This window comes from Caballeronia zhejiangensis (genome assembly GCF_000698575.1).
GTDB lineage: Bacteria > Pseudomonadota > Gammaproteobacteria > Burkholderiales > Burkholderiaceae > Caballeronia > Caballeronia zhejiangensis.
Genome location: NZ_JFHD01000057.1, coordinates 17399 through 29744 on the forward strand (window position 1 = coordinate 17399; position 12346 = coordinate 29744).

The window sequence follows — 12346 nt, forward strand, 5'->3', positions numbered from 1 at the left end:
GCGATCAGTCGATCGTGCGGTCGTTGGGATTGGCGAAGAGCGCCTTCATTTCCGGCGACATCGGGAATTGCAGGTTGATGCCGTCGGGCGGAATCGGGCGCATGAACCACGTCTCGTAGAGCTTCGTGGCTTCGCCCGAGCGCTGCATGCCGGCGATCACGTCGTCGACGATGCGCTTGAACACCGGGTCGCCCTTTCTCATCATGCAGCCGTACGCTTCGTTCGCGAGCGGCGCGCCCGTCACCGTGTATTCATTGCGCGCCGCGCCTTCCTGCGCGATCTTGCCGTAGAGAAGCGGATCGTCCATCACGAACGCGACCGCGCGATCCGACTTCAGCGCGGCGAACGCCTCCGCATGATCGCGCGCGCTGATGATGCGCAGGTTCAGCTTCCTGTCGATGCTCATCTGCCGCAGCATGCGCTCGTCCGACGTGCCCGCCGTCGTCACGACCGTCCTGTTCGCGAGATCGTCGTAATCGCGGATGCCCGACTTCTTCTTCACGGCCATGCGGATGCCGTACTGAAAAAAGCTGTTCGAGAACGCGACGAGCGGATCGCGATCGGCCACATGCGCGGTCGAGCCGCATTCCAGATCGACCTGATTGTTCACGACATAAGAGATGCGGTTCGCCGACGTGACCATCACGTTCTTGACCGCGAGGTTCGGCATCTTGAGGCGCTTCCTGATGTCGTCGACGACCTTCAGTGCGATGTCGTACGAGTAGCCCACTGGCTGCTGCTTCACCGTGTACGAAAACGGCACCGACGATTCGCGCGTGCCCAGCACGATCGCGCCGTTCTCGGCGATCTTGCGCAGCGTCGCCGACGGCGGCATCTGATCGACGCTGGCTTGGGCCGTCGCCAGTTCGGCGCTCGTGGCGGCACCCGCGCCGGCGGATGCGAACAGCAGCACGGAGGCGAGGGCGGCGCTTCGTTGGGCCCGTGTGCGGCGCGGCGCGAAGGAATGCGACTGCTTCATGTTCTCCTCGTTGGAAGCGGCGTATGGCCGGGCCGCCAGACACGACGAGGGCGCCGCGCGGCGCCCTCGTTGCATCGATGTCAGGCCGGCTTGCCCCAGCTGTCGCGCAGGCTGACGATGCGGTTGAACACGGGCTTACCCGGCTGCGAATCCACACGGTCCGCGACGAAGTAGCCGTGCCGCTCGAACTGGAAGCGGTCTTCGGCGTTCGCATCGCGCGCGCTCGGTTCGAGATAGGCGTTCACGACGCGCTTCGAATCCGGATTGAGCGCGTCGAGGAACTCCGCGCCGCCCGCGCCCGGCTGCGGTTCCTTGAACAGACGGTCGTACAGACGCACCTCGGCCGCATAAGCGGTCGCCGCGCTGACCCAGTGGATTGTGCCCTTCACCTTGTAGTTGTTCGCGCCTTCGGTGCCCGACTTGCTGTCCGGGAAGTAGTTGCAGTGCACGGCGATCACGTTGCCGTTCTCGTCCTTGTCCGCGCCCGTGCATTCGACGATGAAGCCGTACTTCAGACGCACCTTGTTGCCGGGGAAGAGGCGGAAATAGCCCTTCGGCGGCGTTTCCTGAAAGTCCTCGCGCTCGATCCACAATTCGCGCGAGAACGGGAACGTGCGTACGCCGCGATCCGCATGATGCGGATGCACCGGCGCGCTGCATTCCTCGCTCTGTCCTTCCGGATAGTTGTCGATGATGAGCTTCAGCGGATCGAGCACGGCGATCGCGCGCGGCGCTTTCTCGTCGAGATCGTCGCGCAGTGCGCCTTCGAGAATGCTCATGTCGATCCACGAATCGACCTTCGTCACGCCGACGCGCTCGACCATCAAACGAATGCTTTCCGGCGTAAAGCCGCGGCGACGCACGCCGACGATGGTCGGCATGCGCGGATCGTCCCAGCCGTCGACGTGATTGTCCTGCACGAGCTGCAGCAGCTTGCGCTTGCTCGTGATCGCGTAGGTGAGGTTCAGGCGCGAGAACTCGATTTGTTGCGGGAGCGGACGCTGAAACACGCCGTCGTCCGCGAGCTGCGCGAGGAACCAGTCGTAGAGCGGCCGATGATCTTCGAACTCCAGCGTGCAGAGCGAGTGCGTGATGTTCTCGATCGCGTCCGACACGCAGTGCGCGTAGTCGTACATCGGGTAGATGCACCACGTATCGCCGGTACGGTAATGATGCGCGAAGCGGATGCGGTAGATGACCGGATCGCGCATGTTGAAGTTCGGCGACGCCATGTCGATTTTCGCGCGCAGCACGTGCTCGCCTTCCTTGAACTCGCCCGCCTTCATGCGGCGGAAGAGGTCGAGGTTTTCTTCGGGCGAACGATCGCGATACGGCGAGTTGATGCCGGCTTCGGTGGCCGAGCCGCGCGTCGCGCGCATCTCTTCGGCCGTTTGACTGTCGACGTACGCCTGGCCCTTCTTGATGAGCATTTCGGCGTATTCGTACAGCTTGTCGTAGTAGTCGCTCGCGAAATAGCGGTGCTCGATGCCGTTCTTGTTCCAGTCGAAGCCGAGCCATTTCACGGCGTCGATGATCGAATCGACGTATTCGACGCTTTCTTTCTCGGGATTCGTATCGTCGAAGCGCAGATGGCACACGCCGCCGTAATCCGCGGCGAGGCCGAAGTTCACGCAGATGCTCTTCGCATGGCCGATATGCAGATAGCCGTTCGGCTCCGGCGGAAAGCGCGTCTCGACCCGCTGCGACCATTTGCCGGAGCGGTTGTCGTCTTCGATGATGTTGCGAATGAAATTGGATGGCGCCGGAGCGTCGTTGCGATCGGTGTTCATGCGGAAAAAGTGGCAGCGGATGCGCTCGCGCGCGTGATCGGTTCGGGAAGCGCTCGATGAAACTCGAAACGCGTACGAAGGCCTTGAATATTGGGTCGATTCTACCTTACGCAACCGTCCGGGGCAGGCCGCGGCGGCGTATGAGGAAGCGCTCGCGCTTTGTTTCGCCGGGCGGTTCCAGCCGTCGCGCCGTTTCGCGAGTTCCGTTACATGGGTTACGTGCCGCGGCACGCCTCGTAACCGCCGTAACGGGACGTAAATCGCGTTGAAAGGCGCGCGCGCGGGCTCTTAAGATCGGCTCGCGTGCATCGAGCGCGCCGGTTCCGGGGGCACGCTCGAGCGCCAGGCACAACACATCACAACGACAACACAAGGAAGCCCATCATGAAGAAGATCGCCCTCACGACGCTCAAATTCGCCGCCGCAGCCGCGCTCGTATCGAGCCTCGCCGCCTGCGCAAACGTCTCGCGTCAGCAGGCTCACGCGGGCGTCGGCGCGGCCGCCGGCGGCGCGCTCGGGTATCTGGTCACGGGCGGGCCGATCGGCACCGTCGCGGGCGCGGCGGCGGGCGGTCTGATCGGCGCGGGCGTTCGATAAGGGTTCAGATCGCCTTCTTTTCCCGCAATCGCGCGATTTCCGCTTCGTCGTAGCCGAGCACGTCGGCCAGCACGCTCGACGTGTGCTCGCCTAGCAGCGGCGGATGCGTGCGCGCTTCGGGCGGCGTCGCGCTCATCTTGATCGGGCTCGCGACGAGTTTCACGGTGCCGGCCGTCGGATGCGGCAGATCGATCTGCATCCTGCGCGCGAGCACTTGCGGATCCTCGAATACTTCGCCGAGATCGTTGATCGGCCCGCACGGCACGCCCGCCGCCTCGAGCTCGGCGATCCATTCGTGCTTGCCTTTCAGACGCACCATGTCCGCGAGAATCGGCACGAGCATGTCGCGGTTGCGCACGCGCGACGGATTCGCCGCGAAACGCGCGTCGTCGGCCAGCTCGGGGCGTCCGCCCGCTTCGACGAACTTGCGGAACTGCCCGTCGTTGCCCACCGCGACGATGATCCAGCCATCGCTCGTCTGGAAGGTCTGATACGGCACGATGTTCGGATGCGCGTTGCCCCAGCGCACCGGCGGCTTGCCGCTCGCGAGAAAATTCGTGTTCATGTTGGCGAGCATCGCGACCTGCACGTCGAGCAGCGCCATGTCGATGTATTGGCCCTCGCCCGTGCGGTCGCGGTGCGCGAGCGCGGTGAGCACGCCGATGGTCGCGTACATGCCGGTCATCAGATCGGCGATCGCCACCCCCGCTTTCTGCGGACCGCCGCCGGGCTGGCCGTCGCGCTCGCCGGTGATGCTCATGAATCCGCCGATGCCCTGCACGATGAAATCGTAGCCCGCGCGCGACGCGTACGGCCCCGTCTGCCCGAAGCCCGTCACCGAGCAATAGACGATATCCGGCTTCACGGCCTTCAGCGACTCGTAGTCGAGCCCGTACTTCTTCAGTTGCCCGGCCTTGTAGTTTTCGAGGACGACATCGCTTTGCGCGGCCAGCTCGCGCACGATCTGCTGGCCTTCGGGCGTGGCGATATCGACCGTCACCGAGCGCTTGTTGCGGTTCGCCGCGAGGTAGTACGCGGCTTCGTGCGTGTCGTTGCCCTCGGGCGTCTTGAGGTAGGGCGGGCCCCAGTGACGGGTGTCGTCGCCGGTTCCGGGCCGCTCGATCTTGATGACGTCCGCGCCGAAGTCGGCGAGCGTCTGCGCGCACCACGGTCCCGCCAGCACGCGGGTCAGGTCCAGCACGCGGATATGGCTCAAGGCTCCCATCGATGTGTCTCGCTACGTTGTGTCTCCGGAGTGCGACTGTCGCACAGAACCGCGGCGTGCGCGATAGCGCGGGCGTCCGCATCGCCCGGGCGCGCGCGGCGAATCCCGTATAATCGACAATCACCCTTGTTCCGCCGGCAGCCTGCGAAATCAGCTGCCCGCGGGCGCCATCAAAGAACCGAAGACACGCCCCGTACGCTATGAAAGCCGCCGAAATACGCGAGAAATTCCTGAAGTTTTTCGAATCGAAGGGCCATACGATCGTGCGTTCGTCGAGCCTCGTGCCCGGCAACGACCCGACGCTGCTCTTCACCAACTCGGGCATGGTCCAGTTCAAGGACGTGTTCCTGGGCAGCGAATCGCGTCCGTATTCGCGCGCGACGACCGCGCAGCGCAGCGTGCGCGCGGGCGGCAAGCACAACGATCTGGAGAACGTCGGCTACACCGCGCGGCATCACACGTTCTTCGAGATGCTCGGCAACTTCTCGTTCGGCGATTACTTCAAGCGCGACGCCATCCACTACTGCTGGGAACTGCTGACGAAGGTCTACAACCTGCCGGCGGAAAAACTCACGGTCACGGTCTATCAGGAAGACGACGAAGCCTTCGATATCTGGGCGAAGGAAATCGGCGTGCCGGTCGAGCGCATCATCCGCATCGGCGACAACAAGGGCGCCCGCTACGCATCGGACAATTTTTGGCAGATGGCCGACACCGGCCCGTGCGGTCCGTGCTCCGAAGTGTTCTACGACCACGGCCCGGAAATCTGGGGCGGCCCGCCGGGATCGCCCGAAGAAGACGGCGACCGCTTCATCGAGATCTGGAATCTCGTGTTCATGCAGTTCAATCGCGACGCGCAAGGCAACATGACGCCGCTGCCCAAGCAGTGCGTCGATACCGGCATGGGCCTGGAACGTCTCGCCGCCGTGCTGCAGCACGTGCACAGCAACTATGAGATCGACCTGTTCCAGAATCTCATCAAGGCCGCGGCGCGCGAAACGAACACGCCGGACCTGGAAAACAACTCGCTGAAGGTGATCGCGGACCACATCCGCGCATGCTCGTTCCTGATCGTCGACGGCGTCATTCCCGGCAACGAAGGCCGCGGCTACGTGCTGCGCCGCATCGTGCGCCGCGCGATCCGTCACGGCTACAAGCTCGGCAAGAAGGGCGCGTTCTTCCACAAGCTCGTCGCGGATCTCGTCGCGGAAATGGGCGCGGCGTATCCGGAACTCACCGATGCGCAACAACGCGTGACCGACGTGCTGCGTCAGGAAGAAGAGCGCTTCTTCGAGACCATCGAGCACGGTATGTCGATCCTCGAAGGCGAACTCGCCGATCTCGAAAAGAAGGGCGTGAAGCAACTGGACGGCGAACTCGCGTTCAAGCTGCACGACACCTACGGCTTCCCGCTCGACCTCACGGCGGACGTGTGCCGCGAGCGTGGCGTGACCGTCGACGAACCCGCGTTCGACGACGCGATGGCGCGTCAGCGCGATCAGGCGCGCGCGGCCGGCAAGTTCAAGCTGGCGGCGGGCCTCGAATACTCGGGCGCGAAGTCCACGTTCCACGGCTACGAAAAGGAAATCTTCGACGACGCGAAAATCCTCGCGTTGTACGTCGAAGGCGCATCGGTCAATGAAGTGAAGGACGGCCAGCAAGCGGTCGTCGTGCTCGATCACACGCCGTTCTATGCCGAATCGGGCGGCCAGGTCGGCGATCAGGGCGTGCTCGCGAACGCAAGCGTGCGCTTCGCCGTCGCGGACACGCTGAAAGTGCAGGCCGATGTCGTCGGTCATCACGGCACGGTCGAGCAGGGCACGCTCAAGGTCGGCGACGTCGTGAAGGCGGAAATCGACGGCGTGCGCCGCGCCCGCACCGCGCGCAATCACTCGGCCACGCATTTGATGCACAAGGCGCTGCGCGAAGTGCTCGGCGGTCACGTGCAGCAGAAAGGCTCGCTCGTCGATGCGGACAAGACGCGCTTCGACTTCGCCCACAACGCGCCGATGTCGGACGAAGAAATCCGTCGCGTCGAGCAGATCGTCAACAACGAGATCATCGCGAACGCGCCGGGCGTCGTGCGCGTGATGCCGTACGACGACGCGGTGAAGGGCGGCGCGATGGCGCTCTTCGGCGAGAAATACGGCGACACCGTGCGCGTGCTCGATCTCGGCTTCTCGCGCGAGCTGTGCGGCGGTACGCACGTGCAGCGCACCGGCGACATCGGCTTCTTCAAGATCGTGATGGAAGGCGGCGTGGCGGCGGGCATTCGCCGCGTCGAGGCGATCACCGGCGACAACGCCGTGCGCTACGTGCAGGAACTGGATCAGCACATCAATGCGGCGGCGGGCGTGCTGAAGGCGCAACCGTCCGAACTCACGCAACGCATCGCGCAGGTTCAGGAGCACGTGAAGTCGCTGGAGAAGGAACTGGGCGCGCTGAAATCGAAGCTGGCGGCGAGCCAGGGCGACGAACTCGTCTCGAAGGCCGTCGATGTTTCCGGCGTGCAGGTGCTCGCCGCGCAACTCGAAGGCGCGGACGTGAAGACGCTGCGTGAAACCGTCGACAAGCTCAAGGACAAGCTCAAGAGCGCGGCGATCGTGCTTGCATCGGTCGATGGCGGCAAGGTCAGCCTGATCGCGGGCGTGACGCCGGACGCGTCGAAAAAGGTGAAGGCGGGCGAGCTCGTCAATTTCGTCGCGCAGCAGGTCGGCGGCAAGGGCGGCGGCCGTCCCGACATGGCGCAGGCAGGGGGCACGGAACCGGCCAATCTGCCGGCCGCGCTGGCCGGCGTGACCGGATGGGTGCAGCAGCAGCTTTAAGCGTTCATCGCTTCTGACAAAACGGCTCGATCTGACGAAGATCGGGCCGTTTTTCTTTACACGCTGTCAGGTATGGCGCGTGCGTCTTCCCGTGAATTTCCATCAACACAAGGGAGACGACATATGAATCGCAGACTCGCATCGATCATTCTGGCTTCGACGATGCTCGCAGCAACGGGCGCCGCGCAGGCGAAGGGCTGTCTGAAGGGCGCGGCGGTCGGCGGCGTCGCGGGACATGTCGCGGGCGGACATGGCACCGCGGGCGCGATCGGCGGCTGCGCGATCGGCCATCACGAAGCGAACAAGAAGGACAAGAAGGCCCAGGAAGCGCAGCAGGCCAACGCCGCGAGCGCGCCGAACACCAAGTAGGCGCACCCGGTTCGGAAGGCGATGAACCGCTAAAATGGCCCGATTGCCGGCGCGCGCGATGACGTTCGATGTCTTAGCGCCCGCGCGCGCCGCGTTCAAACCGGCCATCACAGCGACCCCATGACAGCGCCCACGGACCCGATCCAACACTTCGCCTCCGACAACTACGCAGGCATCTGCCCGGAAGCGCTCCAAGCGCTGATCCAGGCCAACACGAGCGGCCACGAACCCGCCTATGGCGACGATTCGTGGACCACGCAAGTCTGCGACCGCATCCGCAACCTCTTCCAGACCGATTGCGAAGTCTTTTTCGTCTTCAACGGCACGGCGGCCAATTCGCTCGCGCTCGCGTCGCTCTGTCAGTCGTATCACTCGGTGATCTGCCACGAACTCGCGCATATCGAAACCGATGAATGCGGCGGCCCCGAATTCTTCTCCGGCGGCTCGAAGCTGCTCACCGCGAAGGGCGAGAACGGCAAGCTCACGCCCGATGCGATCGAGGAACTCGTCACGAAGCGCTCGGATATCCACTATCCGAAGCCCAAGGTCGTCTCGCTTACGCAGGCGACGGAAGTCGGCACCGTCTACACCGTCGAGGAGATCCGCGCGATCGCGGCCATCGCCAAGCGGCGGCATCTGAAGATCCACATGGACGGCGCGCGTTTCGCGAACGCGGTCGCGACGCTGAACGTGCATCCGTCGGAGATCACGTGGCGCGCGGGCGTCGATGTGCTGTGCTTCGGCGGCACGAAAAACGGTCTGCCGGTGGGTGAGGCGGTCGTGTTCTTCGACAAGGCGCTCGCCGCCGATTTTGCCTATCGCCTGAAGCAGGCCGGGCAACTCGCCTCGAAGATGCGCTTCATTTCCGCGCCGTGGCTCGGTCTGCTCGACGACGACGTCTGGCTGCGCAACGCGCGTCACGCGAACGCGATGGCATCGCTGATGGCCGAGCGCCTCGCCGGCATCCCGGGCGTGTCGCTGCTCTTCAAGCCCGAATCGAACGCGGTGTTCGCGGAGTTGCCGGCGCACGTCGCGGCGGCGCTGCGCGCGAAGGGCTGGCGCTTCTATCAGTTCATCGGCTCGGGCGGCTGCCGTCTGATGTGCGCGTGGGACACGCAGCGGGGGACCGTCGAGCGCTTCGTCGATGAAGTGCGCGCCTTGTCGGCGTCGATCTAACCCCGATTGACACTTCCGGCGTGCGGTTTCAACATGGCCGCACCTCTTTTATCGACGCTGACGCCATGGCCTTCATCTTCTATCTGACCCACATTCATCTCGGCTACGACGCGCTACAGACGCTGCAAAGCGAATGCGCGCGCATCGTGATGAAGCGTCCGCTCGTCATCACCGATAAAGGCGTGAAGGCAGCGGGGCTTGCCGATCGCGTGATCGAAAGCGCGCGGCTCGGCGCGCTGCCGGTGTTCGACGACACGCCGTCGAATCCGACCGAAGCGATGGTCATGCAAGCCGCCGCGCAATACAAGCGCGAAGGCTGCGACGGCCTGATCGCGGTGGGCGGCGGCTCATCGATCGATCTGGCGAAGGGCGTGGCGATTGCCGCGACGCACGACGAGCCGCTCACGACCTACGCGACGATCGAAGGCGGCAGCGGCAAGATCACCGAGCGCGCGGCGCCGCTGATCGCGGTGCCGACCACGTCGGGCACGGGCAGCGAAGTGGCGCGCGGCGCGATCATCATCCTGAACGACGGGCGCAAGCTCGGCTTCCATTCGTGGCATCTGCTGCCGAAATCGGCGGTCTGCGATCCGTCGCTCACGCTCGGCCTGCCGCCGCCGCTCACCGCCGCGACCGGCATGGACGCGATCGCGCATTGCATCGAAACGTTTCTCGCGCCCGCGTTCAATCCGCCTGCCGACGGCATCGCGCTCGATGGACTCGAACGCGCGTGGGCCAACATCGAGCGCGCGACGCACGACGGCCAGGACCGCGACGCGCGTCTGAACATGATGTCCGCGTCGATGCAGGGCGCGATGGCGTTCCAGAAGGGCCTCGGCTGCGTGCATTCGCTGTCGCATCCGCTGGGCGGGCTGGCGGTGAACGGACGCACGTCGCTGCATCACGGCACGCTGAACGCGGTGGTCTTGCCTGCCGTACTGCGCTTCAACGAAAGCGCGCCGACGGTCGTTGCGGACCGGCGTTTCGCGCGCATGCGCCGCGTGATGAATCTCCCCGATAACGCCGATGTCGCGCAGGCCGTGCACGACATGACCGCGCGCCTCGGCCTGCCGACGCGTCTGTCGCAGATGGGCGTCGACGAAAGCATGTTCGACAAGGTCGTGAAGGGCGCGCTCGCGGATCACTGCCACAAGACGAACCCGCGCGAGGCGAGCGCCGACGATTATCGACGCATGCTGATGGAGTCTCTCTGAGCGATGAGCAAGCCGGTCCCGACCACGCGCGCCGATTACGCGCACTTCCTGCCGATCAGCACGCGCTGGTCGGATAACGACGTCTACGGCCACATCAACAACGTCGTCTACTACAGCTACTTCGATACGGTCGTGAACGAGTACCTGCTGCGCGCGGGCGTGCTCGATTTCAGCGAGGGCGCAACCATCGGCCTCGTCGTCGAGACGCGCTGCAATTTCTTCGCGCCGGTCGTGTTTCCCGAACCGATCGAGGCGGGCTTGCGCGTCGAGAAGCTCGGCAATACGAGCGTGCGCTACGAAGTCGCGATCTTCACGCAAGGCGCGGACGAAGCCGCCGCGCAGGGGCATTTCGTGCATGTCTACGTGGATCGCGTGACGCGCAGGCCGGTGCCGTTGCCCGCGCCGCTCGTCGATGCGTTGAAGCCGCTCATCACCGGCTGAGGGTCGCGTTTTGCTTCAGTGGTTTTGCGTGAGTCTGCTCAACGGCGTGAGCGTGGGATTGCTGCTGTTCATGCTGTCGGCGGGACTCACGCTGATTTTCTCGATGCTCGGCGTGCTCAACTTCGCGCACGCGAGTTTCTACATGCTCGGCGCGTATGTCGGGCAGGCGCTCGCCGCGTACGGCGGATTCTGGTTCGCGCTCATCTGTGCGCCATTGATCGTTGGCGTTGCCGGGGCCTTGTTCGAGCGCCTGCTATTGAGGCGCGTCCATGCGCGCGGCGCGCTCGCCGACATGCTGCTGACCTTCGGCGCGGCCATCGTCATCGGCGAGGGCGTGAAGCTCGTCTGGGGACTCGGGCCGTTGCCCGCCGCCGTTCCGCGCGTGCTCGACGGACCGCTTTTCATGCTGTACGGCGCATCGTTCGCGCGCTATCGCGTGTTCATGATGACGGTCGCCGTCGTCATGCTCGGCGCGCTGTGGCTCGTGTTGCGTACATCGAAAACGGGGCTCATCGTGCGCGCGGCGCTTACGCATCCCGCGACCGTCGAAACGCTCGGCCACGATGTGCCGCGCGTCTTCACGATGGTCTTCGCCGCCGGCACCGCGCTCGCCGCGCTCGCTGGCGTGATCGGCGCGCCGCTCGCCGTCATCGAACCGGCGATGGCCGATGCGATGGGCCCGATCGTGTTCGTCGTCGTCGTGATCGGCGGGCTCGGATCGCTCGGCGGCGCGCTCGTCGCGTCGCTTCTGATCGGCTGCGTCCAGACCTTCGCGGTCGGCGCGAGCGCGACGGCGGGCGGCATCGCGGCATCGCTCGGCGTGACCTTGCCGCCTGCGTGGAGCGCGTTGACGGTCGCGCAACTCGCGCCCGTGCTGCCGTATCTGCTGCTCGTCGCGATGTTGGCCGCGCGGCCGCGCGGGCTTTTCGGCGAGCGCACGCGCGATGCTTAAGGTCTTCATCGCGCTGATCGTCGCGCTCGCGCTGCCGCCGCTCGTCGTCGATCAATCGTGGCTGCTCACGTATCTCGCGCAGACGGCGACGCTCATCGTCCTCGCGCTTTCGTACAACCTGTTGCTCGGCGAGACGGGTTTGCTCTCGTTCGGGCACGCGGTCTATTCGGGTCTCGGCGCGTTCGCCGCCGCGCATGCGTTCGCTCGATTCGGCGTGCCGTTGCCGTTACTGCCGATGATCGGCGGATGCGCGGCGATGCTCGTCGCGGTCGTTTTCGGCGCGATTTCGACGCAGCGCGCGGGCACGTCCTTCGCGATGATCACGCTGGGCTTGAGCGAACTCGTCGCCGCATGCGTGTGGCTCGTGCCGGGGTGGTTCGGCGGCGAGGGCGGCGTGACGATCGATCGCGCGAGCGGGCCTTCGTTCTTCGCGATGACCTTCGGGCCGCCGCGCGAGGCGTATGCGTTGATCGCGTGCTGGTGCGTGATATCGGCGGTCGCGATGTTCGCGTTTTCGCGCACGCCGATGTGCCGTCTCGCCAACGCCGTGCGCGACAATCCCGCGCGCGCCGCCGCGATCGGCTTCGCGCCCGCGCGCGTGCGCCTGCACGTGTTGATCGTGTCGGCGTTTTTCGCGGGCATCGCGGGCGTGCTGGCGTTGATCAACGTCGAGCTGGTGTCGTCGGAGAGCGTCGGTCTCGCGCGATCGACGAGCGCGCTCGTCGCGACCGTCATCGGCGGCGCGGGCACGTTCGCCGGGCCGGTCGTCGGCGCGGTG

Annotated in this window: 11 protein-coding genes; 8 read left to right on the plus strand and 3 right to left on the minus strand. The window is 65.2% G+C overall.

The genetic code is table 11. The features are described from left to right. Nucleotides 1-4: 4 nt before the first annotated feature. Together BG60_RS34075 and BG60_RS34080 are read right to left on the minus strand one after the other, a co-directional pair. Nucleotides 5-979: a transporter substrate-binding domain-containing protein gene (locus BG60_RS34075; protein WP_008341999.1), complete on the minus strand. Its 975-nt coding sequence runs from the start codon at nucleotides 977-979 to the stop codon at nucleotides 5-7. Between the two features lie 80 nt (nucleotides 980-1059). After that, complete coding sequence (locus BG60_RS34080; RefSeq protein ID WP_008341998.1) at nucleotides 1060-2769, minus strand: glutamine--tRNA ligase/YqeY domain fusion protein; 1710 nt, start codon at nucleotides 2767-2769, stop codon at nucleotides 1060-1062. Nucleotides 2770-3153: 384 nt separating this feature from the next. On the opposite strand from BG60_RS34080, the gene BG60_RS34085 reads away from it, so the two are divergent. Beyond that, nucleotides 3154-3366, plus strand: a complete 213-nt coding sequence (locus BG60_RS34085) for a hypothetical protein (protein WP_008341996.1) — start codon at nucleotides 3154-3156, stop codon at nucleotides 3364-3366. A 4-nt stretch (nucleotides 3367-3370) separates the two neighbouring features. Here BG60_RS34085 and BG60_RS34090 read toward each other — a convergent pair whose 3' ends face one another. After that, nucleotides 3371-4591: a CaiB/BaiF CoA transferase family protein gene (locus tag BG60_RS34090; protein WP_034474286.1), complete on the minus strand. Its 1221-nt coding sequence runs from the start codon at nucleotides 4589-4591 to the stop codon at nucleotides 3371-3373. A gap of 200 nt (nucleotides 4592-4791) precedes the next feature. On the opposite strand from BG60_RS34090, the gene alaS reads away from it, so the two are divergent. The 7 genes from alaS to BG60_RS34125 form a co-directional block, all read left to right on the plus strand. After that, nucleotides 4792-7416: an alanine--tRNA ligase gene (alaS, locus tag BG60_RS34095; protein ID WP_034474289.1), complete on the plus strand. Its 2625-nt coding sequence runs from the start codon at nucleotides 4792-4794 to the stop codon at nucleotides 7414-7416. 123 nt (nucleotides 7417-7539) lie between these two features. Further along, complete coding sequence (locus BG60_RS34100; RefSeq protein WP_034474291.1) at nucleotides 7540-7785, plus strand: hypothetical protein; 246 nt, start codon at nucleotides 7540-7542, stop codon at nucleotides 7783-7785. Nucleotides 7786-7926: 141 nt separating this feature from the next. Beyond that, nucleotides 7927-8961 carry a threonine aldolase family protein gene (locus BG60_RS34105; RefSeq protein ID WP_033537101.1) on the plus strand — a complete coding sequence of 345 codons (1035 nt, stop codon included), beginning with the start codon at nucleotides 7927-7929 and terminating at the stop codon, nucleotides 8959-8961. A 65-nt stretch (nucleotides 8962-9026) separates the two neighbouring features. Beyond that, entirely contained in the window at nucleotides 9027-10175 is a 1149-nt protein-coding gene (locus tag BG60_RS34110) for an iron-containing alcohol dehydrogenase (protein ID WP_034474293.1), read from the plus strand. Between the two features lie 3 nt (nucleotides 10176-10178). Beyond that, complete coding sequence (locus tag BG60_RS34115) at nucleotides 10179-10616, plus strand: acyl-CoA thioesterase (protein WP_008341987.1); 438 nt, start codon at nucleotides 10179-10181, stop codon at nucleotides 10614-10616. A gap of 70 nt (nucleotides 10617-10686) precedes the next feature. Beyond that, on the plus strand, nucleotides 10687-11568 hold the full coding sequence (locus BG60_RS34120; protein WP_051996832.1) for a branched-chain amino acid ABC transporter permease: 882 nt from the start codon (nucleotides 10687-10689) through the stop codon (nucleotides 11566-11568). Further along, nucleotides 11561-12346 (plus strand): branched-chain amino acid ABC transporter permease (locus BG60_RS34125; protein WP_051996829.1); only part of this gene is annotated, 786 nt, incomplete at its 3' end. The genes BG60_RS34120 and BG60_RS34125, both read left to right, overlap by 8 nt.